Consider the following 22,793-nt stretch of genomic DNA (forward strand, 5'->3'; position numbering starts at 1 on the left):
GCGGTATCCCTAACCGCTCCAACTGACTCCCCAGAGACACCCCGAAAGGTCATCTCTTTGGTGTCCGAAGGTACACCGGCGTGCCGCGCAGAGTAACTGCCCGGGCGGTACCGGCTTTGCCCTACCAACGTACGTCAAGTAGCCCGGTGTTCCCCGCCGCTATGAGCAATGTCGACCCCCTTGGGGGGCACGCTTCGCGCAGGGCGTACTTTTCAGCCCGCTCCATACACATGCGGGGCGAGGGTCCCGATGAAGGGAAGGTTGCGATATCGCTCCGCGTAGTCGAGCCCGTAACCGATGACGAACTCATTGGGAATGTCGAAACCGATGTATTTCACATCGATCGGCACCTTGACCGCGTCCGGCTTCCGCAGCGCGGCGCAGATCTCGACCGAGGCGGGGTTGCGCGACTTCAGGTTGTGCACCAGCCACGACAGGGTCAGGCCGGAGTCGATGATGTCCTCGACGACCAGCACATGGCGGCCGGCGATGTCGGTGTCGAGGTCCTTGAGCACGCGCACGACGCCCGAGGACTTGGTGCCCGCACCGTAGGACGAGACGGCCATCCAGTCCATCTGAACCGGCACATGCAGTGCCCTGGCCAGGTCGGCCATGACCATGACCGCCCCCTTGAGCACTCCCACGATCAGCAGGTCCTTGCCCGCGTAATCCTCGTCGATCCGGCTCGCGAGCTCCTTGACCTTTGCCTGGAGCTCTTCCTCCGGGATGAGGACCTTCGAGAGATCCTTGCCCATGTCGGCTGCGTCCACCTGGGATTTCCTTACGAGACGGGGCTTGCTGGCTGTCTGGCGAATATCAGGGTGCCATACCGCCGGACCGCTCCCACCCCCCCGGGGACCTCCACGCGCCGCTGCCCCCGCCAGTCGGTGACCAGACGGTCCACCTGAAGGATGTGGGACGCGGCGAGCGTGCCCGGCGGGGCTCCGGCCTCGATCGCCGCCCGGCGCAACACCCGCCGCCGCACCGCGGCCGGCACGTCCTCCACCTCCGGTACGGCCACCGCCACCGCCCCGATATCGCTTAGAGCGGAATCGGAGACGACCGCCCGCGCGTAGACCGCGTCGGCCCAGCCGTCGAGAGCGTCGGCGTCGTCCCGGCACAGGGCGGCGGTCCGGGCGAGCGCCTCGGCGACCCCCGGGCCCAGCTCGTCCTCGAAGGCGGGCAGCAGCCGCTCGCGGACCCGGACCCGGGTGTAGCGGGGATCGAGATTGTGCGGGTCGTCCCACGGCGACAGCCCGAGCGCCGAGCAGGCCGCCACGGTCGTCCGCCGGCCGAGCTCCAGCAGCGGACGCCGGTAGAGCCCCGCCCGCGCCGGCATCCCCGCCAGCGATCGCGTCCCGCTCCCTCGGGCCAGCCGGAGCAGGACGGTCTCGGCCTGGTCGTCCCTGGTGTGCCCGAGCAGCACGGCCGCCGCCCCGAGCCGCCCCGCGGCCTCCGACAGCGCGGCGTACCTCGCCTCCCTCGCGGCCGCCTCGGGCCCTCCCGAGGTGCCGACCGAGACGCTCAGCGCCTCGGCGGGCTCGAGCCCGAAGGCGGGCGCGAGCCGTACGACGTCGGCGGCCCGGCACGGGGAGCCCTCCTGGAGACCGTGGTCGACGGTCAGCAGCCCGGCACGGAGCCCGGCGCGGGGCGCCACGAACCCCAGCCCGGCCGCGAGCGCCAGGGAGTCGGCGCCGCCGCTGCACGCGACCAGCACGAGATCGCCGGGCTCCAGGTCGTCCAGGGCATGCCGTACGGCACGGCGGACGTCGGCGACGGCGGGAGGCGGACCCATGCCGCCATTGTCCGGCCTCCGGTCAGCCCGTGGTGCCGTCGGCCTCGCTCCCGGTCGCCGTCTCGGTCGCAGTTTCGGTCTCGGTCTCGGTCTTGGTCTCGGTCTTGGTCTCGGGACGGGCGGTGGCGCCGCCGGACCCGGTTCCCGGAAGATCCGTGACGCCGTCGGCTCCGGCGCCGGGAAGGGCCGGAGCGCCGATCACCCTGGCGATCCAGCGGTCGGGGTGGGCGATCTCCTCCTGGGTCGGGAGGGTCTCCGCGGAGGTCCAGACCTTGTTGAAGCCGTCCATACCCACCCGGTCGACGACGGTGCGGACGAAGCCGGAGCCCTGGGCGTACTGCTTCATCTTGAGGTCGATGCCGAGCAACTTGCGGACCGTCCGGTCGAGACGGGAGCCTCCCTCACGGCGGTGGTGGAACTTGGCCCGGATGTCGGCGACCGAGGGGACCACCGAGGGGCCGACCGCGTCCATGACGTAGTCGCCGTGGCCCTCGACCAGGGTCATCACCGCGGTGAGCCGGTCGAGGATCTCCTTCTGCTCGGGGGTCTGGATCGCGTCGATCAGGTTGCCCTCGCCGCCCCGGACGGCGTCGGCGACCGCGTCGGCGGCCGAGCGGAGCCGCTCCAGGAGGGTGGGCAGGTCCAGGTCGGAGACGAGCAGGAACTCGGTCATCTGGGAGCGGATGTACTCCCGCAGCCAGGGGACGCCGGTGAACTGCACCCGGTGGGTCTCCTCGTGCAGGCAGACCCAGAGACGGAAGTCGCGCGGGTGGACGCCGAGCTCCTGCTCGGCGTGCACGATGTTGGGCGCGACCAGGGTGAGCCGGCCGGTGGCCTCCTGACCCGAGGGGTCGGGCGGGAGGAACAGTTCGTACTGCCCGAGGACGCGGGAGGCGAGAAAGGCCAGCACCGCGCCGACCTCGACCCCGGTGATGCGCGAGCCCACCGCGCTCACGATCGCCGGCGTCTGGTCCCTGCGCGCGGCCATCCGCTCGGTCAGCGGCTCCAGGACCACCCGGAAACCCTCGACGTTGGCCTTGATCCAGCCGGACCGGTCGACGATCGTGGCCGCCTGCGGCGCGGTCTCGGTGTCGATCCGGGTGAACTCCCGGACGTGCCCTTCGGCCTCACGGGATAGCTGTCGCAGCTCCGCGACCGCCTGCCGGGCCTCCTCTCGACTCACTTGCGGCCCGGGGCGCACCAGGCGCGTTCCGGTCGCTACGGCAAGGTCCCAGTCGATCACCTGCATACCGTCCACCGTACGCGGTCTCCTTCCCGGCCGCGCGCCCCAAGCCCATGGTCAGCTCGCGGCCACCGTGGCGGCGAGTCTGTCGAGGGCCGCCTCCGCGTTCCTGCCCGGGGGGATGTCGTCCGCCATGAAGGCGAAAGTCACCAGCCGGCCGTTCCTGGTGGTGGTCATACCCGCCAGCGTGCTGACCCCGTTGAGGGTGCCGGTCTTGGCGCGGATCAGCCCGTAGGCAGAGTGGATCTTGTCGAACCGGTGGCCCAGGGTGCCGCTGAACCCGGAGATGGGCATGCCGCTGACGATCGGGTGCAGGCCGGGATTCGCCGGGGAGGCCGCCACCGCGATCAGGCGGGCCATGCCCATCGGGGTGATGCGGTTCTTGGGCGACAGCCCGCTGCCGTCGAAGACCCGCACGCCCTCGCCGGCCTTCAGCCGGGTCAGCACCTGCTGGACGGCCGCCGCCGCTCCGTCGTAGGAGGCGGGCCTGCCCTCCTTGATCGCCACCTGCCTGGCCAGGGCCTCCGACAGGTCGTTGTCGCTCAGCGTCAGCGCCCGCTCGACCAGCGCGTAGACCGGGGCGGAGTCGACCCGGGCGATCTCCTGGGCGCCGGCCGGGGCCTTGACCCGGCGGGCGGACCTGGAGACCGCGATGCCCTGCTTCGACAGCATCGAGACGAACGCGCCGTGCGCCGTGCGGGAGGGGTCGGCGACCCGCTGGCGGACGCCGGGGGCGACCCTGCCCTCGTCGACCATGAGCGCCGTGACGGGGGCGGCCTCGCCGTCGGGCACGTAGTTGGGTTTCCACGTCGGGGAGATGGCCGGCCCGGTGTAAAGGCCGTCGTCGTAGGCCACCGTGACCTTGGTGGTCCCGGCGGCCTTCAGCGCCCTGGCCGTGCGCAGGGCGAGGGAGGCGAGCGAGGCCGGCTGGGGGTAGACGGGGACCTCGGACGGCCTGCGGGCCGTCAGGGTGGGGTCGCCGCCACCGACCAGGACGATCGAACCGGGCGAGGAGCCCCGGACCACGCGGGTGCTCAACCTGGCGTCGGGCCCCAGCGAGGCCAGCGAGGCGACCGCGGTGACCAGCTTGGTGGTGGAGGCCGGGGTGACGCCGCCGTCGGCTCCGTTGCCGAACAACGTGGCGCCGGTCTCGGCGTCGAGGATCGCGGCGCCGACGTGCCCGCCCAGTGCGGGGTCCCCCAGCGCCTCGGTGAGCCGCCCCGCCAAAGTACTCTTGGCCGGGAGAGGTCCGTTCCCCCCCGCGGCCAGCACCGGACTCGCGGTGATGACCGGGACGGGAGGCGGCTCCACCGGAGCGGCCGATCCGGTCGCCTTCTCGACCAGCAGTCCGCTGGTCAGCAGGTGGGCGCCGGCCGCGACGACGAAAAGCTGCAGCAAGACGAGAGTGACCAAGGCCACCCACCGCTCGCGCCGCATGACGTCGCCGACCTCTCATCAATCGGTATCCAACAGGTATTAACGCTTACGAGACACTAATGCCCAGCCGGGGGTGCCCGGGGGGCTTGAGCGGAGGAAAAGCGGTGGAGTTCGACGTTCTCGTTGAGATTCCCAAGGGGCAACGGAACAAGTATGAGGTGGACCACGAGTCCGGGCGGATCAGGCTCGACCGGATGCTCTTCACCTCCACGCAGTACCCCGCCGACTACGGCTTCATCGAGAACACCCTCGGCGAGGACGGCGACCCCCTAGACGCCCTGGTGCTGCTCCAGGAGCCGACCTTCCCCGGCTGCCTGATCAAGTGCCGCGCGGTCGGCATGTTCCGCATGACCGATGAGAAGGGTGGCGACGACAAGGTCTTGTGCGTTCCCGCCACGGACCCCCGGATGGAGCACATCCGCGACATCCACCACGTGCCGGAGTTCGACCGTCTGGAGATCCAGCACTTCTTCGAGGTCTACAAGGACCTGGAGCCCGGCAAGTCCGTCGAGGGCGCCAACTGGGTCGGCCGGGTCGAGGCCGAGGAGGAGATCGTCCGCTCCATCAGGCGCGAGAAGGACCACAAGCACTGAGCGTCAGTCCGGACGGGTCGCGCCGATGAGGTCCCTGCGCCATATCGGCGCGACCCGAACCACGTCCCCGGTCTGCGGGGCGTGCACCATCAGGCCCCTGCCGATGTAGATCCCCACGTGGGAGATGTCGCCTGGATTGCGGGTGATCCGTCCGAAGAACAGCAGGTCGCCCCGGCGGACCTGGCTGAGCTGGACGTGCCGCCCCGAGGTCCACTGGGTGCCCGTCCAGTGGTCGAGCCTGACCCCGGCCCGCGCCCACGCCTGCATGGTCAGGCCCGAGCAGTCGTAGCCGCCGGGCCCCGTGGCCGCCCACAGGTAGGGCTTGTCGAGCTGGGTGAGCGCCCAGTCGGCGGCGATGTCGCCCCGCGCGGCCTGCCAGGTCGTGTTCAGCGGCCAGGTCGGCACCGTCCCCCTGGCCGCCACGAACCGTGCCCTCTTCCGTGCCACCGCCGCGCTCCGGCGCTTGCCCTGCCGGGCGCGTTGCTTGGCGACCCTGGTCCACTTGAGCACGGCCACCCGCTTGCCGGCGAGCCGTTCGGCGACGATCGTCTCCGCCTTCGCCTGCCTGTCCAGCCGTGCCCTGTCGGCCTCGATCCGCCGGGTCTCGGCGGCCTGCCCGGCCACGGCCTCCTCGGCCGCCTTCCTCGCCGCGGCCGCCCGTTCCGCCGCCTTCCGCCGCTCGTACCAGGCGGCCTCCGCCGCGACGACCTCCACCCGGCCGTCCTCCGGCTCGACGGTCCCCGTCCGGACAGCCTCCGCCTCAGCGGTCCCCGGCTGACCGGCCTCCGTCTCAGCCGTCCCCGTCCGGGTCTTGAGGGCGGTCACGGCCTCCCGCGCGGGGATCGCGACCGTCCCGCCGTCACCCTGGCGCGGGATCATGACCGCTCCACCCCCCTGGGCACCGACCACGGCCGCCCCACCCCGCTGAGCAGGGACCACGGCCGCCCCACCCCCCTGGGCAGGGACCGCGGCTCCCTGGACATGGGCCACGGCCGCTCCACCCTCCTGGGCAGGGTTCCAGAGCGTCCCGCCGTCTCCCCGGACAGGGGTCACAGCCGCCTCGCGGACCTTCTCCGGCCTGCCGGCCTCGGCCCGTTCCCGCGCCTGCCGGAGAAGCTCCTCGGCTCGGGCGGCACTGGCGCGCTCGCCCTCGTAGATCTCGATCAACTTCCTGGCCCGGCCGCTCAGCTCACCGAGCTCAGCCTGGGCCTTCGCCAGCAGGGCTGTGGTCTCACCGAGCTGTTTACTCCGTTCACCGGCCTTGGACCGGGCCCTGGCGACCTCCTCGGCGGATGGCCCCACCCTGTCCCGCACGGCGACGGCCGGGACGGCCGCGCACGTGATCAGGCAGCAGGTCAGACCCGCCACCATCACACCGGCGCGACAGCACCTCTCGACGGACTGCATGCGCCCACCTCCTGAATCGCCGCGTATCGCTACATGTCGTTCCGTGACAATGATCTAGGGCAAGATTCCCCTTAGTCACTCTTCGCACACATGTAACTCACGTAACGTAATCAATATCGGCGGGAAACGCTTTTGGTCATGCCACCGCCGGCCCCGAGGGCGCGCCGGACGGCCGCCCGGCGGACTCGGCCGTCGGCCTCTCCGTTGACGCGGGCGGGTCGACGGACCGGGCAGGGGGGTCGGCGGACGTGGCGGGCGGCTGCCCGGCGGGACGGTCCGCGGGATCAGGCTTGGGTGCCGCAGGAGCGGGCCTGGCGGTCGTGGGAGCGGGCTCGGGGGGTGTGGGGGCGGGCCTGGCGGTCGTGGGAGCAGGCCTGGGGGCCGTAGGGGCGGTCGTGGGAGCGGGCTTGGAGGGTGTGGGGGCGGTCGTGGGCGGCGTGGGTCCGGGGACGGGGCTTGGCTCGGCGCGGGTGGGCGCGGGCCGGGGAGTCGTAGGGGCCCGACCGGGGGTGGCACGGCAGCGGCGGGGCGGCCTGCTCCCCTGGTGGTCACGTGGCGGGCCGGGCCTTTCCCACGCGCCCAGCCGGGGAGGACCGGGGAGCACCGGCGCGGGCTCCCGGGACGAGGAGGGTCCCGTGGGACTTGCCGTCGGGCCACTGGGCCGATCGGACGGCTCACCGGTCGACGTGGGCGCCGGGAAGAACCCCCGAACGCGCCGGTCAGACCCGGGGTCGGGCCTGGCGACGGCGATCGGCAGGGCCGGCCCGATGGAGCCGATCGGCGGGGCCGGACCGATCGGATAGGCGGACGACCCCTCATGGAGAGCCTCCAGGGCCGTCGGAGCGCCCCTCGGCTCCGAACTCCGAGGCAGGCGGACGCCCGGCGGCCCGCCGGTCGGTGACTCGCCCGGCGCGGTGCCGGCGGGCGGCTCGCCGGACGTCACGACGGGCTGGATGAAGATCAGAGCAATCGCGGCCACCGCCGCGACCGCGACCGCCGCAGCGACCGCCGCACGAGACCGGCGGCGGTTCCCGCGAACCCTCTCGACGGGAAACCCGGCGGCGTCCAGGATTCCCGTCCTGCGGGCGACGTAACGCCGGTAGGGGACGAGGTCGGGGTTGGCGAAGCCGCTCATCACCCGCATGCGCAGCGTCGGCGGCAGCGTGACGCCGGGCAGCAGGCCGAAGACCTTCGCCACCGAGACCTGTCCGTCCCGGTGGGGCGCGCAGATGTCGCAGCGGCTCACGTGGCGGATCATCCGCTCACGCGTGCCGGGCGTGAGCTCGCCCGTGAAACCGGCCGGCAGCCGTTCCCGGCTCACGCAGTCGTGCGGTCCCTTGCGTGCGAGGACCTCCACGGTGACCAGGTCGCGCAGCCGTTCCCGCGCCGATCCGTACATCCCGCCGGCGAGCCTGGCCGAGACTCCCAGCACCGCGGCGAGGTCCGCGACGGACAGGCCGTGCCGGGAGACCAGCTCAAGGACCTCGCGCTCCTCAGGCGACAGGCCCCGGGTGGCGTTGCGGGCCATGACCCGCAGGTCGGCGTCGCCGTTCCCTGCGGGCACCGGGCCCGCGTCCGCCGGGGCCGGCTCCGGCGCGGACGCCGGGCGGCGCCGTACGCACTCCCCCCGAGCGAGTGCGTACAGCCACGCCACCAGCCGGCCGGGGTCGGCGAGCGCGTGGACGTGGGCCTCGGCGGCGATCAGGGTGTCGCGGAGCGCCACCTGCGCGCCGTCGGGGCCGCCCAGCATGAACCAGCAGTATCGGTAGAGGCCCTCGGCATGCAGGTCGTAGAGCGCGGTGAGGGCACCCGCGTCCCGCGCGCGGAGGGCTTCGACCAGAACGCTGTCATTCATGTGACAGACGGTAAAGGTTTGATAACTAACAGTTCCAGCGATTTCCAGGCGTTGACGGGAACTGTGTCCATATAGTCATCCGCGTCAGTAAACAATGCCGTACGGCATGCACCCATAAAGATTTACAAATGGTTATTTATCAATCTGGACCGCGCTGAGTGATCTCCCGTCCAGGCTTCCGGGAAGAGGGATGCCGAGCTGGGCGAAGACGGTGGCCGCCACATCCACCTGGCGGGCTCCCCCTCCCCGCACACCCTGCGCGATCCCCGGCCCGGCGGCGAGCACGAAGATGCTGCGCTCCTGCGGGGAGACGCCCCCGTGGCCCCCCTCGTCCCGGTGGCCGTGATCGGTGGTGACGATGATCGTCCATCGCTCCGCGGCGAAGGTGCGTCTGGCGCGGATGGCGCCGAACAGCCGGCCGAGATAGCCGTCCACCGTCTCGATCGCCCGGCGATAGGCGGGGCCGAGCACTCCCGACCGGTGGGCGACGGCGTCGGTGACCTCAAGGTGCATGAACGCGATGTCGACCTGGCTGGTGCGGATGAGATCGGTCATCCGGTCGATGATGAAGGCGTCCTTGTCGCCGATCTCGTAGGGCTTGAGATGGCTGGTGGCGTGCCAGTCGACCAGGGCGCCGACCGCTCCGGTGTCCATCAGGTATCGCCAGCCGGTCACGGCCGCGGTGTGCAGGCTCGGCCGGACCCGCTCCAGCCGCGTGAGAAAGTCCGGATATTTCGTGAACTGGCGGCCCGCAAAGGAGTTGTTGTGCACGCCGTGCTTGCCGGGCGCCACCCCGGTCAGCACGGTCGACCACCCCGGACCGCTGCTGGAGCGGACCTTCTTCACCACCTCCAACCGGCCGGTGAGGAAGGTCCCCGCCCTCATGAGCTGCCGGAAGTGCACCGCCCTCGCGGCGAGAAGCCGGTCGTGGCGCACTCCGTCCAGCCCGACGACCAGCACCTTCGGCTGCGGCGGGACCGGGGGCGGGCTCGGCTCCGGCGTCGGGACGAGCGTCATCGACATGTACGGGATCGACGAGGGGGCGGTCACCGCCGCGACACTGGGCCGCGGCAGCGCCGGGGCGCCCGGCGCCTCCGGGACGTGGCCGCAGCCCGACGCCAGGACCGGGGCCAGGAGCAGAACCAGGGCTGGCGAGGCCGCCAGGGCCTTCGGCCACGGCCGGGGACGGCCGCTCACCTTCCGGCGGCCGGCACGACCGGCCCGCCACGCCGTACGGCACGCATGGAGGGCACGGTTACGGCCGGACGTCGCCGGCGGGCACGACCTGCCTGCCCCGGTCCTTGGCGAACGGCGCCGTCGTCGGCTTGGCCGTGTGCGGCGGGGCGATGCCCCCCAGGGCCAGTTCCTCGTAGGGGCGGCTGCTCGATCCCCAGGTCCGCGCGACCAGCTCGGCCTTTGCGATCTTGCTGGTGTCCCGGACGCTCTCGATGTTCAGGATGAACCGGCGCTTGCCGTTCGCGCGGACGTCGTCCACGAACGTGCTCCCGCCGCCGAGCAGCTTGCCGTTCTTGTCGCGCAGGAGCGCGGTGACCGCCAGGCTGCTGGCGGGCAGCCGGTACGGCGTGCCGACGTACCCGGTGATCAGGTAGCTGTCGTCCCTGCGCTCGGTCAGCACGTCGGAGACGGGGAACGGTCTGAAGGCCGAGACGATCCGGACCGCCTGGCGCCACTGGGCCGGGCGATACTGGATGCTCACCTGGGACGGCTTCTCCACGGCGACCACCTGGCCGGTGAAGGAGAGCGACCCGGCCGGCGGCACGGCGTCCAGGGGCTGTTCCAGCCGGACGACCTCCTTGCCCTTGGCGTCCTTGGCGATCACTGTGGCCACCACGTGCTCGCCGAAGTGCCAGGGGTTGCTGTTGACCAGCACCCCCGCCCAGTTCACCACATATCCGTCGTCTCCCTTGAGGATGGAGGAGGTCTCCTCCTTCACCGAGAGCGGCTTGAGCGAGGCGGCCTGCTCCTTCTCCGGGGATGAGGAGCATCCGGCGAGAAGCAGCAGCGCGAGAGCGCCGACGATTCGGGTGCTGTACGTCACCTAGTGGTGATAACCCGCGAACGCTCCCCTCTCCAGCGGACACGCCCAGGTCGGGCGGACTCTTTAACGCTGACGCGCCACCCTCGTCTCATCCCAGACCGGTTCGGGGGATTCGTATACCTTTCCATCCGAACCGAAGACGAGATAACGGTCGAAGTCGTCGGCGAACCAGCGGTCGTGGGTGACCGCGACCACGGTGCCGTCGAAGGCGTTCAGTCCTTCCTGCAGTGCTTCGGCGCTGGCCAGGTCGAGGTTGTCGGTCGGCTCGTCCAGCAGCAGCAACGTCGTGCCGGACAGTTCGAGCAGCAGGATCTGCAGCCGCGCCTGCTGCCCGCCGGACAGCGTCTCGAACCGCTGCTCGGCGATGGTCCCGGCCAGTTCGTAGCGGGACAGCGCCTTCATCGCCTCGTTCTTCAGCCGGGCGTGCTCGGTCATGACGATCTCGCAGGGAGTCCGGCCGACGAGCTCCGGGCGGGCGTGGGTCTGCGCGAAGTGGCCGGGGACGACCCGGGAGCCGAGCCTGGCCACGCCGGTGTGCCGGACGTCCTCACCGGCGACCAGGCGCAGGAAGTGGGACTTGCCGGAGCCGTTGGAGCCCAGCACCGCGACCCGCTCGCCGTACCAGATCTCCAGGTCGAACGGCTTCATGAGGCCGGTGAGCTCCAGGCTCTCGCAGATCACCGCCCGCTTGGCGGTCCGGCCGCCCTTGAGCCGCATGCTGATGAGCTGCTCCCTGGGCGCCGCCTCCGGCGGCCCGGCCTCCTCGAACCTGCGCAGCCGGGTCTGGGCCGAGTGGTAGGCGGCGGCCATGGTGTCCATGTATTTGGCCTTCTGCTTGAGCATGAGGACCAGCCGCTTGATCTTGGCGTGCTCCTCGTCCCAGCGCTTCTTCAGCTCGTCGAGGCGCTCGCTGCGATCCTTGCGGGCCTGGGCGTAGGTGCCGAACCCGCCGCCGTGGATCCAGATGTTGCCCGACTCGACGGTGACGATCCGGTCGGCCGCGTTGGCCAGGAGCTGCCGGTCGTGGCTGACCAGCACCACCGTCTTGGGCGTCTCGCGCAGCGCCTGCTCCAGCCAGAGTTTGCCCGGCACGTCCAGGTAGTTGTCCGGCTCGTCCAGCAGCAGCGTCTGGTCCGGCCCCCGCAGCAGCGCCTCCAGCACCAGCCGCTTCTGCTCACCGCCCGACAGCGTGTTGACCTCGCGGTATTTGCAGTCGTCGTACGGCATGCCGAGCGCGGCCATCGCGCAGGTGTCCCAGAGCACCTCGATGTCGTAACCGCCCGCGTCGGTGTAGTCGGTGATGGCCTGCGCGTAGCGCATCTGGGCCTTCTCGTCCTCGCGCTCCATCATCACCAGCTCGGCGGCGTCCAACTGCTCGGCCGCCTGCCGTACGCGCTGCGGGGCGACGCTGACCAGCAGGTCGTGCACCGTCCGGCCGTCGCGGATGCTGCCGATGAACTGGCGCATGATCCCCAGCCCGCCGGAGCTGGCGACACTCCCCTCGACCGGCTGCAGGTCCCCGGCGATCAGCCGCATCAACGTCGTCTTGCCCGCCCCGTTCGGCCCGACGAGCGCGGCCTTGACCCCTTCACCGATCCGGAAGGACACATCGTCCAGCAACGGCCGTCCATCCGGCAGTACGTACGTCAGATGGCCGACCTCTACGTGTCCCACGACGATTCCCTTCCCTAGGTCCTCGCGCAGGGTACCCGTGAACCGGTCCGGCGGACATTTCGATTTCCACCGTCCCGGTGCCGTCCGCCCGTCCCCCCATGACAGTGCTCTCACTTACGAAAACGAAAACGATTCGACATTGATCGACTACACAGAGTCACAGATATGCTATAGATGCATAGTACTATTCATCTATGAGGGAAATTCCGCCGTTGCTGCTTCCCCTGCTGCGGTCCAATGCCGTCGGCGAACTGCTCGCCTGGCTGTACCTCCACCCGGAGAAGGAGTACTCGACGACCGATCTCGCCAAACGGACAGGCGTGTCCCAGCCGACCGTGAGCCGTGAGATGGATCGCTTCGCCGCCGCCGGACTGACCCGGGAGAGACGGCACGGCAACCTCCGCCTCATCCGCGCCGACACCGACACGATCGTCGCCAGGCCGCTCACCGACCTGCTGGCGGTGACCTTCGGCCCGGCAGCCGTCCTGCCGCCCCTCCTCCGGCCGATCCAGAACATCGACGAGGCGTACATCTACGGATCCTGGGCCGCCCGGCACGCGAACCAGGCCGGGCCGCCCCCGCGTGACATCGACGTCCTCGTGGTGGGATCCCCGGACGAGGACGAACTGTACGACGCGGCACGAGCGGCGGAACACGTCCTCGGCCGCGAGGTGAACATCAGCCGGATCTCACCGGCGTCGTGGAATGCCGACCAGGGCGACCCGTTCGTGATGTCCCTGCGGAGCAAGCTCCTCCACCCCCTGATTCAGAGCCGGAGAACATCGTGAGATGGATGCAAGGACGCGACCGGGTCGACGCGATGCCGTCCACCGGCCAGTTGGAGCGGGTGCCGCCGAGTCGAGAGCACGCCGACACCATGCTCACCAGGCCGAACGGCACATCGCTCTCGCCCGTAGCGGTGTCGGGACGGACCCGACCGGGGCCTACCAACTCGTCTACGACGCCTCAAGGAAAGCTCTCGCGTCGATCCTGGAAAACCAGGGCCTGCGTGCCACGAGCCGGGGCGGACACCTCGCGGTGCTGGACGCGGTGACGGCTCAGCTGGATCCCCCGCTCGGTCAGGCACTACGGTCCTTCGACCGGATGCGCCGCCGTCGCAACAGCGCCGAATATCCGCGTCCGGACACCCCGGAGATCACTCCCGATGACGTCCTGCAGGACGTGGAGAAAGCCGAGCAGTTCATAGCCCTCGCCACCAAGGTACTGGACCAGATGAGCCCGTACTGAGACGCCCCTGCGAGAGTTCCAACCATCCCCCAGGGGGTCACGGCAGACGGCCACCACACCGGCCGGCGCCAGGCCTGTCAGCGGCAGCCTCTTATCTCTTCAGATCGCGCAGGCGATGGGATCGCAATCATGAAGTACAGCGCTTCTATCGGTGATTTACTCTGATCAACTGTCCTACAGGGCAAGACGGGCGAGGTGGTCATGACATCGGCGCAGCCTGGTCACATGGTCGGCGGACGCTACCGCCTGATCACCGAACTGGGGTCTGGCGGATTCGGACGGGTCTGGCGCGCCCATGACGAGACCCTGCACGTCGAGGTCGCGATCAAGGAGCTGCGACTACTGCCCGGGATGTCCCAGGCGGAGCAGGACAAGCGGCTGGAGCGCACCGCGCGGGAGGCCCGCAACGCCGTACGGTTGCGAACGCACGAGAACGTCCTGGCCATTCACGACATCGTCTCGGACGACGGCCTGCCCTGGATCGTGATGGAGCTGATCGACGGCCAGTCACTGGCCGAGCACATCGAGACGCACGGGCCGTTGCCGGTGGGCAAGGCCGCGGAACTCGCCACCGCGCTACTGGCGGCGCTCGGCGCGGCGCACCAGGCCGGCATCGTGCACCGCGACATCAAACCGGCCAACGTCATGATCTCCGCGGACGGCAGGGTGCTGCTCACCGACTTCGGAATCGCGATCCACACCACCGACACCACCCTGACGACCACCGGGATGCTCATAGGCTCGCCCGAGTACATGGCCCCCGAACGATTACGCGGCATCGACGGGCTCCCGGCCAGTGACCTGTTCTCCCTCGGCGTGACCCTCTACCAGGCCGTCGAGGGCGCCTCACCGTTCCGTCGCACCACTCAGCCGGCAGCGCTGACCGCGGTCATACTGGAAGAACCCCCACCGCCGCGACGGGCAGACCGGCTCGCGCCGCTCATCACCCGGCTGCTCGACAAGGATCCGAGCAGCAGGCCGACCGTCGATCAGGCACTGTCCCTGCTCGGCGAGCAGCAGCCGGGCCGAGACCGCGTACGGAACGGCACCAAGATCCTCCCGCCTGAAGAGGTCCCTCCGCAGGGGTGGCAGCACAAAGGTGTCGCGGCGATGATGGCGATCATCTTCGTGCTCGGTGTCGTCGGCCTCACGGACACCGGCGTCGCCTGGAACGAATTCGAGCGTATGACTGATGACGACGTCGAGGGCATCATGTGGGGCGCCATCGTCGCCAACCTCGGTCTGGCCGGCTTACTAGGAGCACAGGTCGCCCGGTTCGTACCGCCGGTCGCCGGTAAGACCGTTGCCTTCATCGTGGGTATCGTCGGGCTCCTCCTTGGTGGAGGCGTCACAGCTCTCGCCTTCGACGGCATATCCGTTCTCTCGATGGCGCTTGATCTCACGGATCGCGACGGCGAGGCCTGGCAGCTCTCGTTGGCTGTGATCACCATCGTCATGCTCATCACGGGGGGCTGGGCCTGGGAGTCGAGGAAGCTTCGACCCTCCAGGCGACTGCGGAGGCGCAAGACACCATCGCTGTGACGTTCCCTCCGGCGATCCGCGCCCCCCGAATGGTCGGCACCGATCGGGTGGACCATCACACCGAGATCGTCGATGACGCGTACGGCCGCCGCGAACTCCTCCGCCGTCAAGCGGCCCGCCAGAAGCCCCTTCTTGCGCAGCACTCCAGCCAATCCGGTCACCCCTCGCGGCCATCCTGAAGAGCCAGGGCCTGCGAGCCAGCATCAGGAGCGGACACCTCGTGATACTGGACGCGATCACACATTAGGGTCGGCTCCATGGAATCCGACGGCTTCAGCTACAGCACCGATCAGATGCACGGACTGGCCGGCGGGATCCGTGACACGGCCGTCAAGCTCTTCACCGTGCACGACCGTTTCGAAGAGGTCATGGCGTCCACGCGGGCCGCGCTCGGCGACGACGAGTTCGCCCACGCCTACTGGCAGTCGGGCGGGAGTCGGCTGGCCGCCATCGGTGAGGCCCTGGACCTGTTGAAAAAGGCGGTGGGCGCGCAGGAACCCAACGTCAGGGCGGCCTCCGCCAACTACCAGGCAAGCGATGAGGCCGGCACCATCCGCGGATGATCAAAAAATGAGAGATAGACCACGGCGTGACCGCCGGGGCGCTCCCGCGCTCGCCCTGTCAATGAGCTGGTCAGACGAGAGTGTTCACGGAACTCACCATTCGCGGCAACCGGAAGTTAACACGGGGGCAGCCGGAAGTTAACGTGCGGGCGGCGGCGCATCTCCGGATACGGACGATAATCCTGATGTGATCGAGACAGGAGCGATTCGTCTCACGGGAGTGGCACCGTGAGCATGGACGAGCCTTGGACGGTGCTTGAGAAGCTCGTCAAAGAGGTGAACCGGCAGACCGAGCAGGTCCAGGGCATGCACGAGAAGGCCCGGGACATGTCCGCCTCGGCCACGTCGGAGGATGGCATGGTGACCGTCACCGTGGGCGCGCGCGGGGACGTACGCAAGATCGACTTTGATCCGCGGGTCTACCGGAAACTGTCCCCGTCGGAACTGGCCGCCTCGCTCATCGAGCAGATCGGCGCGGCCACCCGGACGGTCTCCGGTGAGGTGAAGGAAGTCATGCAGCCGCTCGCGCCGGCGGACCTCCCCTTCGACGACCTGCTCGGCGAGGGAGTCGACTTCCCGTCCTTCCTGGCACAGGCCATGACGCCGCGCCCGAAGGGGCATGGAGAGCGCCCATGACGACGGCGCCCGCGCGGCGGCACGCATTCTGATGGGGCTGAATCTCGACTTCGTTCCCGACCTGGTCAGAAGCGTGGCACCGGCTCTGGCCGGAGGGGCGTTCCCCAAGGCCGACGTCGACCGGATCATGCGCGAGGCGGACGCGCTGGACCAGATCGCGGTCATGATCTCCCAGATCGAGGCCGAGGACGTCGACAGACTGCTCGCCTCCCTGCGCGGCCCCGGCTGGAAGGGGGAGGCGAAGAACGCCCTTCAGGCGGTGCTGGCGGAGCTCGCCGAGGAGGCTCCGCAAGGCGACATCTCGGGTGGGGCGCTGCTGAAGCGGCTGGAGGACTCGATCCGGGCAGAGGCCGCGAACCTCCGTGAGTACGGCGTGCAGATGGAGCACACCCAGTGGATGATCTACGCGTCGCTGGCGCTGCTCGCCCTCGCCATCGCGCGCCTGCTGGTGTGGATCTACGTCAACGGTCCGGCCGTCACGGCCGCGATCTACGAGCGGACCCTGCTCACGAGGATGTCGATCGACGAGCTGAAGCGCCAGGTGCTCGCCAACATGAAGAGGTTCGCCACAATCATGGGCGGTCTGGACTACGGCGTGCAGTCCATGCAGAAAGCAGTGGGGAACCGGGAGCACTATGACGTCGGCTCGCTCCTGCTGTCCACGGGCAGCGGCGCCCTCGCCGGCGCGGTGTTCACCGGGATGGATTTCGGCCTCAGCCGCCTGCTCGCGCGGGAAGTGCGATACGTCGCGTCGAGCGCCGAACTGGCCTTGCGGGAGAAGGTGGCCGCGTTCGGGCAGGCCCTGTACGGGCGCGCCCTGATGGGCGGCGTCGCGGGCACCGCGGGCAGCGTTCCCGGGCTCGCGATGAGCGGCCAGCTCGATTCGTCCCATCTGTTCTACAGCTTCGTCTCCGGAGTCGTGGGAGGCCTCGACGTCCCGGCCGGCGCCCGCTCCGCCTATCACCCGATGGCCGCCGTCGCCGACCTTGGCGGGTCCCCCGCCGGGGACCGGTCCGGCTCGTCCGGCACGCCGCCCCCCGGCAGCGGCGGCCCCTCCGCCGCCCCGCACACCGGCGAGGCGGGCCGCCACGCGGATCCGGCGCCCAGCGCTCATCAGACATCACACACGACGCCGGCCGGGCACAGGACGGTCGTCCAGCCCTCGCACACGACGCTGGCCGGCGTCGCGGACCCGTCTCCCGTGCAGATGAACCATGCCGGGCACGCCCCGGACGGCGGCCGCCCGGAGTCCGCGAGCACGGCGACGCGGCATGCCCCACCGGCCGAGCCGCGGCCCGATCCGGTGCGCGTCGACGCCCGCACCGTGGTTTACCCGGCCGGCACGCACGCCCCGGCACCCCGAGGCGACGGCGGCCCGGGAAGGAGTGGCTCCGGGGAAGGGGAGGGTTCCGGAGGGAGGCCCGCCGGCTCCGGCGACCGGCCGGCCGGTACGGGACAGACGATCGTGGGCGAGGTCGTACGGCGCCAGGATTCACCGCCACCCGCCGCTCCCGGTGACACGGCGCACGGCGCCCCCGCGGCCCCCAGGCAGCCGAACGAGGTGGACCTCGCAGGCGACCGGACCGGAGAAGCCACTACCGCAGTCCCCAGGCAGTCGAACGAGGTGGACCTCGCGGGCAACCGGACCGGAGGAGCCACTACCGCAGTCCCCAGGCAGTCGAACGAGGTGGACCTCGCAGGCGACCGGACCGGAGGAGCCACTACCGCGCCGCACCAGACCGGCGTCCCGGTCCGCCCGGCTCCCCCGCTGCTGCACCCCCCGGTGCCACCGGTGCCCCATGACGACCAGAACCAGACGGACACCGCTGCCGTGGCGGGTCGGTCCGCTCCGCGCTCCGGGGATGGGCGGGGGGAAACGCCGGGCGCTCCGCAGAGCCCGCCGCACGGCCCCGGACGCACCGGCACCGCACCTGCCCCGCGCCCGAGTATCGACGAGCTCATCAACCAGGGCCAGGGCAACGCGGTCCAGCTGATCACACCGGAGAGACCACCCGTCCGTTCCGCCCCCACCGGTGAGCTTCCTTCCGCCCAGCAGGGGCGGCCCTCCGGCGATCCCGTGTCCACAACAGGGAACTCCGGGAAGCCGGGTGTCGTGGCGACGGTTCCGCCGGCCCAGCCGCCCACGATCCATCCGCCCCGATACGTTGAGATCGGCGCCGTCGGAGAGACAGCGCTGCATGAGGTCCGGATCCCGGCGGATCCCGCAGACGCGGCGCAGAAATGGGTGGACGGCATTCCGGGCGATCTCAGCCCCGAGATCCGCACCAGGATCAAGACGTGGCTCGCCGACCAGCTGTCCAACGGCGATCGGGAGAAGTGGACCGATCTGCTGCAGAAGGGTGCGGCGCTGAGCGTCGGCGCCGATGTGGTGTACCTGAAGCCGGCGATGCGAGACTTCTCCCCCACCCAGACGCCGGACGGCCCGCGCCCCTATCCCGTCTCCTTCGGCGGTGACGGCGTGGAGAGCAGAGGGTCCACAAGCCGCAACTCAACACGGACCACCGGTGTCGCGAAGATGTGGGACACCACGGACGAGGTGGAGGCACTCGCGCTGCCCGGCGTGGGGGTCAGGCATTCGTCCCGCGCGAGCGACGCGAAGGGCGTCGATGTCATGAGCGGCCGCAAGCAGGTCGCCTTCCAGCACGACTTCTTCGACGCCGGGCTGTCGTTCGGGATCTACCGGAACGGATCGGAGATACCGTACGGCGCCGGCGTTCCCGACCTGTCCGTGGTCGTGCCCTTCCCCACCGACTTCCGCCGCACGGGGCAGCTCACCGGCGACGACAGGCCGCCGGCTCTCCCCCGGCACGAGGTCCCGTCCGATGCGGCCCGGAGAATACCGGACCACGGCGTTCTCGTCACCGCGGTGGACACCAGGCCGTTGGCGCTGGAGGTGCAGCGCCGGCTACTGGAGGCGGGCGTGCCGTCGCGCCAGATCGTCAAGATCGTCGATCACCTCATGTCCACCGCGCACAGCGAGCAGGCGATGAAGAACCGCAGCCAGTGGCTGCTGACGAGCGGATTCACCTCCGAGGCGGTGCGGTACAAGACCTCTCTGCTGCACTCCACCGAAGACGCCTTCCACGTCACCTCCACCGTCCTGCGCATGGAGCCCGTGACGGGGAACAGGCCGGGGAGCAGGGAGGTGCCGATCGAGACGCGCGTCCGCGACGATCTGGGGCGGCGTACGGCCGTGGGCTCGACGGCCCAGGAAGGCGACACGGTCAACGGTGTGGTCGGCCTGAAGATCGACGTGGGCCACTCCGACAAGATCGTCGTAAGGGCCGGCGCCAATGCCCGGATCGGGAAGAACCACACCATAGGGACATCTGATACAGACGTAACGAAGGTAAATTTCCTCGAAAAGGCTGACATCGTTCTCTATGACGCGGTAGTACGGCTCCACGTCACCTCGGAGAACATGAACTCCTTCGATGTCGACGTGCGGATGGAAATGGCGCTACCGGTGCGCGAGGCGGATCGGTTCGAGCGTGACATCTTCGGCGAGGAGCTGACCCCCGTACGGGAGGAATTCGCCAACATTCGGGATCAGCTCGACGGATTGCGGAACGAGCTCGCGGAGGTGCGGGAGGAGTTCGCCATCCCGCACACCGGATCCGTCCAGCCGCACGGTGCGGGCCCGCGCGCGGCGTACGAGCCCCATCCGCAGGAACCGTTGATGCTGGCCGCCGGACGTGGACCCGGGCTGGGCACACCCGCCCGTGTGACGGGAAGCGAGCACCTCGTCACGGGAATCCGCGCCGCCCTCACCGAGGCCGCGCCCGGCCTTCCACCGGCCGCGCTACGGCAGGTCCTCCGGGATCTCGACGCCCATTTCGGCCGTCCCGCTCTGGAAGCCGACCTCACGCATCTCCTGACCGGGATCGACTACCGGAACACGGTCAGTGGCCACCACATCGAGGTTTCGGCCCGTGGCACCCTCGACGCGCTGCACGGGGCCGAAGAGTATCCCCTGACGGTGAACGACCGCAGAACCGTGGGGGCCGCGCTGAACACCGGATGGACGACCGTCAAGGCGGCCGGTTTCGAGCTCTCCGGCAACCTGCGCCTCAAAGTGGACGTGAAAGAGATATTCGGGATCAAGCTTCCCAAGTTGGGAATCGACTTCCCCAAGATGCTGGTCAAGGCGATGGCGGGATCCACCGACAGGACGGCCTTCGCGTCCGGTCACAGTGTCTACCGCCGGACCGAGACCGAAGGCACGGTCACCGTGTTCAAACGGGCGGTCCCCATCGAGGTGGAACTGCGTGTCACGAGGAAGGGCGAGGAGGCCGTGGACGTCTCCTGGCGGGTGGACGGCGGCACGGCGGAGATCGTGGTGCCTCACCAGCATGTGCCGGAGCAGCCGGTGAGCGCGCAGGAGGTGGCGGGTGTGGGCCGCATCGAGCTCCTGGACCGCCGTCCCGGCGACGTGCTCGACCTCAGCGGGCATCCCGCCGGCATCATCCGCTTCGGGGCCATGCCCGACCTGGCCCTGGAGGTGGCCAGGGCGCACGCCGAGTGGACCGGACTGCCGTCGCCGCAGGGGCGTCGGGACGTTCCGTCCGAGATCCTGGAGCTCACCCGGTCCTCCTATCTGGAGGCCAACATCGGGCTGCTCACCTCGCCGGACGGCATGCCGATCGAACTGCCCGAACACGGGGGCTGGAACCAGGCGCTGCGCGTGAAGGTCGGCCTGGCCGGGCTGGAACACACCAGGTCGGGCTCGGAGGTGGAGTACGAGCATTACACGAACGCGAGCTCCAGGGTCATCACCGGCAAGGGCGGCACCAGGGGCCTGGAGGCGCAGGCGATGATCGGAACGCGCGCCACCCTGGGCGATTCCGGGGAAGCCGGGACCGAGCACAAACTCGTGGCGATGACCGCGGCAACCTTCTCAACCGGGCGAGTCTCGAACGAGAGCGCCTATGCCGGTGGCGCGGACGTCGCCCGCGCCACCTACGGCGCCGACTCCCACTGGTACCGCGGCGATCTGGTCGTGGAGGTGACCCCGATCCGGTGGAAGGGGAGCTCGGTCGAGCAGGGCCCGACCACCGGCCTCCGGGTGAACCAGATCATGGACTTCATGACGCCGGACCGGGTGGCGCGGCACCTCGGACTGGAAGGTCCCGCCCCCGCCGCGGCCGTCGTGCCGGAACCCCGCGCCTACGTCTCCCCCGAACTGGCGATGAGCTCGGCGTACGTCGAGCATCTCGCCGCGGGGAAGGTGCTCCCGGAGCTCGTCAAGATCTTCCACGAGCAGCGGATCCTGTTCGAAGGCGAGGAGCTCACCACAAGCCCGGTCATGGAGGCCCTGCGTTCCCAGTACAACGAACAGGCCCTGTCGGCGAACCTGTTGTCGCTCCGTACCGGAGTGACGACCTGGATCCCCGTCGAGCGTGGCCGTGGTCTCACCGACTACGTAGGGGTGCGGGTCAAGGCCGTGGTGCTGGACGGCGCGCACACCGCGGAACGTCCCGACGTCAAGCTCATGCTCCGCAGTGAGAACCTCAGTGGCGCCGGCACCATGCACGAGACCGGTTCCAGCCACGGAGCCAGAGCACTCGCGCGCTACGGCAGGTATGCCGAGAGCACCATCGGCGGAGCCGAGATGTCGGCCAGGATCATCTCCGACTCCGGCACCTCGCACGTCCGCAACGACAATGTGAAGGAGATCGACCGGGTTCAGACCTACGACCCTTCACGCGAGTTCACCCACCCCGTCCGGTACGAGATCGAGGTGGTGCGCAGTCAGGAGCCGCCACCCGGCCTGGAGCATCTGGCCCGCGGGGCCCGCGGCGCCCTGCACAAGTGGGCGGAGCTGACCGGTAACGACGCGGCCGAGAGGTTCTGGGACAGGCGTCATGCGGCATCGACGTCCACCGCGGTGACCGACGGCGAGCTCCGCCTGATCGTGCCCGAACACGTCACCGTGCCGGTCGCCGAGGGCACACCGGTTACGGCGCAGACGGTCGTCGCGGGCGAGGCGCCACGCTGGTCAAGGCCTGTCACCCCCCTCGCCGTGAACGCGACGCTGGGCGAGGTCGCCCATCAGGTCGCCGTTCCGGCGGCCCTCCTGATCGAGCAGTGGGCCCCGGTCGCCGCCCTGCCGCCGAAACTTCAGGGGCCGGTGCCCCGGCTGTCCGACCGCCCCCTCGGATACGAGCTCAGCCGCCCGCTCGGCATGCTCCTCGACGAGGCCGGCAGCCCGAGGACGGCGCGCGCCAACCTGAAGGCGCTGCTCGCGCACGAGTACGTGATCCCCGGTCTCGGAAAGGTCGGAATCCAGGTCCTGCGGGCCGAACCGGTCACCGAGGCGTCGGTCAAACAACGTGTGTACAGCCAGACGATGACGAGCACCGGCCATGGCCACAGCGACAGCAGGGAACGAGAGGGCCACGTCGGCCTGTCCGCCGGCCCGACCTCCGAGAGCACCGTAGGCATCCTCGGTGCCGGCGGGGGACGGGGATCCGGTGCGGAGACAGGGTCGCGCAACAGCAACATCCGCGAACGCAACCTGGAGACGAGCACCGAGACCACGTACTACCGATGCGCCACCAGCCTTGTCTTCCGAGGCGAGGGAAGGGATTTGATGGTCGACGTCCCCGACGGGCTGTACATACGGCTCTCGGCCGCCGATGTCGAGCGGGTCAACCGAGAGCATCCCGGGTTCATCTTCTCCCCGTAGGACGGAGCCTTCTCCCCGTAGGACGGGAACCC

At 69.9% G+C, this 22,793-nt stretch carries 16 protein-coding genes; 7 read left to right on the forward strand and 9 right to left on the reverse strand.

What is annotated here, in order from left to right; translation table 11 throughout:
* Nucleotides 1–212: 212 nt before the first annotated feature.
* Genes hpt through dacB form a run of 4 tightly spaced genes read right to left on the reverse strand, consistent with a single transcriptional unit; the run spans nucleotide 213 to nucleotide 4,457 of the window.
* Nucleotides 213–770, reverse strand: coding sequence for a hypoxanthine phosphoribosyltransferase (gene hpt / locus BM085_RS38155; protein ID WP_218158942.1), 558 nt, complete (start codon nucleotides 768–770; stop codon nucleotides 213–215).
* A gap of 11 nt (nucleotides 771–781) precedes the next feature.
* Nucleotides 782–1,795 carry a tRNA lysidine(34) synthetase TilS gene (tilS, locus tag BM085_RS38160; protein ID WP_093891643.1) on the reverse strand — a complete coding sequence of 338 codons (1,014 nt, stop codon included), beginning with the start codon at nucleotides 1,793–1,795 and terminating at the stop codon, nucleotides 782–784.
* Between the two features lie 22 nt (nucleotides 1,796–1,817).
* Nucleotides 1,818–3,044 (reverse strand): zinc-dependent metalloprotease, encoded by a 1,227-nt coding sequence (locus BM085_RS38165; RefSeq protein ID WP_245789932.1) that lies wholly within the window; start codon nucleotides 3,042–3,044, stop codon nucleotides 1,818–1,820.
* Nucleotides 3,045–3,095: 51 nt separating this feature from the next.
* Nucleotides 3,096–4,457: a D-alanyl-D-alanine carboxypeptidase/D-alanyl-D-alanine endopeptidase gene (gene dacB, locus BM085_RS38170; RefSeq protein ID WP_245789939.1), complete on the reverse strand. Its 1,362-nt coding sequence runs from the start codon at nucleotides 4,455–4,457 to the stop codon at nucleotides 3,096–3,098.
* Nucleotides 4,458–4,579: 122 nt separating this feature from the next.
* On the opposite strand from dacB, the gene BM085_RS38175 reads away from it, so the two are divergent.
* Complete coding sequence (locus tag BM085_RS38175) at nucleotides 4,580–5,068, forward strand: inorganic diphosphatase (protein WP_086567801.1); 489 nt, start codon at nucleotides 4,580–4,582, stop codon at nucleotides 5,066–5,068.
* A gap of 3 nt (nucleotides 5,069–5,071) precedes the next feature.
* On the opposite strand, the gene BM085_RS46525 is transcribed toward BM085_RS38175, so the two are convergent.
* The 5 genes from BM085_RS46525 to BM085_RS38200 all read right to left on the reverse strand — a co-directional run bounded on the left by BM085_RS46525 (nucleotide 5,072) and on the right by BM085_RS38200 (nucleotide 12,063).
* A complete protein-coding gene (locus tag BM085_RS46525) occupies nucleotides 5,072–6,475 on the reverse strand; it encodes a C40 family peptidase (protein ID WP_093891645.1) in 1,404 nt (467 codons plus the stop codon).
* A gap of 136 nt (nucleotides 6,476–6,611) precedes the next feature.
* Complete coding sequence (locus BM085_RS38185; protein WP_093891646.1) at nucleotides 6,612–8,330, reverse strand: RNA polymerase sigma factor; 1,719 nt, start codon at nucleotides 8,328–8,330, stop codon at nucleotides 6,612–6,614.
* Nucleotides 8,331–8,462: 132 nt separating this feature from the next.
* Complete coding sequence (locus BM085_RS38190; RefSeq protein ID WP_093891647.1) at nucleotides 8,463–9,527, reverse strand: alkaline phosphatase family protein; 1,065 nt, start codon at nucleotides 9,525–9,527, stop codon at nucleotides 8,463–8,465.
* Nucleotides 9,528–9,585: 58 nt separating this feature from the next.
* Nucleotides 9,586–10,389: a hypothetical protein gene (locus BM085_RS38195; RefSeq protein WP_093891648.1), complete on the reverse strand. Its 804-nt coding sequence runs from the start codon at nucleotides 10,387–10,389 to the stop codon at nucleotides 9,586–9,588.
* Nucleotides 10,390–10,452: 63 nt separating this feature from the next.
* Nucleotides 10,453–12,063, reverse strand: a complete 1,611-nt coding sequence (locus tag BM085_RS38200; protein WP_093891649.1) for an ABC-F family ATP-binding cassette domain-containing protein — start codon at nucleotides 12,061–12,063, stop codon at nucleotides 10,453–10,455.
* Nucleotides 12,064–12,257: 194 nt separating this feature from the next.
* On the opposite strand from BM085_RS38200, the gene BM085_RS38205 reads away from it, so the two are divergent.
* From BM085_RS38205 to BM085_RS38230, 6 genes are all read left to right on the forward strand, one after another.
* Nucleotides 12,258–12,851 (forward strand): MarR family transcriptional regulator, encoded by a 594-nt coding sequence (locus BM085_RS38205; RefSeq protein WP_093891650.1) that lies wholly within the window; start codon nucleotides 12,258–12,260, stop codon nucleotides 12,849–12,851.
* A gap of 262 nt (nucleotides 12,852–13,113) precedes the next feature.
* Nucleotides 13,114–13,311: a hypothetical protein gene (locus BM085_RS45555; protein ID WP_218158943.1), complete on the forward strand. Its 198-nt coding sequence runs from the start codon at nucleotides 13,114–13,116 to the stop codon at nucleotides 13,309–13,311.
* A 225-nt stretch (nucleotides 13,312–13,536) separates the two neighbouring features.
* A complete protein-coding gene (locus BM085_RS38215) occupies nucleotides 13,537–14,853 on the forward strand; it encodes a serine/threonine-protein kinase (RefSeq protein ID WP_177245481.1) in 1,317 nt (438 codons plus the stop codon).
* 257 nt (nucleotides 14,854–15,110) lie between these two features.
* Nucleotides 15,111–15,416, forward strand: coding sequence for a hypothetical protein (locus BM085_RS38220; protein WP_093891652.1), 306 nt, complete (start codon nucleotides 15,111–15,113; stop codon nucleotides 15,414–15,416).
* Nucleotides 15,417–15,650: 234 nt separating this feature from the next.
* Complete coding sequence (locus BM085_RS38225) at nucleotides 15,651–16,052, forward strand: YbaB/EbfC family nucleoid-associated protein (RefSeq protein WP_093891653.1); 402 nt, start codon at nucleotides 15,651–15,653, stop codon at nucleotides 16,050–16,052.
* Entirely contained in the window at nucleotides 16,036–22,761 is a 6,726-nt protein-coding gene (locus tag BM085_RS38230; protein ID WP_093891654.1) for a hypothetical protein, read from the forward strand. Before BM085_RS38225 ends, BM085_RS38230 begins: the two co-directional genes overlap by 17 nt.
* The last annotated feature ends 32 nt before the right edge of the window (nucleotides 22,762–22,793 follow it).

This window comes from Streptosporangium canum (assembly GCF_900113865.1).
Lineage (GTDB): Bacteria > Actinomycetota > Actinomycetes > Streptosporangiales > Streptosporangiaceae > Streptosporangium > Streptosporangium canum.

Excerpts from the sequence above, each read along its gene's own strand:
- tilS (WP_093891643.1), bottom strand. The coding sequence starts at position 1,795 with ATGGGTCCGCCTCCCGCCGTCGCCGACGTCCGCCGTGCCGTACGGCAT.
- BM085_RS38205 (WP_093891650.1), top strand. The coding sequence starts at position 12,258 with ATGAGGGAAATTCCGCCGTTGCTGCTTCCCCTGCTGCGGTCCAATGCC.
- BM085_RS38215 (WP_177245481.1), top strand. The coding sequence starts at position 13,537 with ATGGTCGGCGGACGCTACCGCCTGATCACCGAACTGGGGTCTGGCGGA.
- BM085_RS38220 (WP_093891652.1), top strand. The coding sequence starts at position 15,111 with ATGGAATCCGACGGCTTCAGCTACAGCACCGATCAGATGCACGGACTG.
- BM085_RS38185 (WP_093891646.1), bottom strand. The coding sequence starts at position 8,330 with ATGAATGACAGCGTTCTGGTCGAAGCCCTCCGCGCGCGGGACGCGGGT.
- BM085_RS38230 (WP_093891654.1), top strand. The coding sequence starts at position 16,036 with ATGGAGAGCGCCCATGACGACGGCGCCCGCGCGGCGGCACGCATTCTG.
- BM085_RS38225 (WP_093891653.1), top strand. The coding sequence starts at position 15,651 with ATGGACGAGCCTTGGACGGTGCTTGAGAAGCTCGTCAAAGAGGTGAAC.
- BM085_RS46525 (WP_093891645.1), bottom strand. The coding sequence starts at position 6,475 with ATGCAGTCCGTCGAGAGGTGCTGTCGCGCCGGTGTGATGGTGGCGGGT.
- BM085_RS38165 (WP_245789932.1), bottom strand. The coding sequence starts at position 3,044 with ATGCAGGTGATCGACTGGGACCTTGCCGTAGCGACCGGAACGCGCCTG.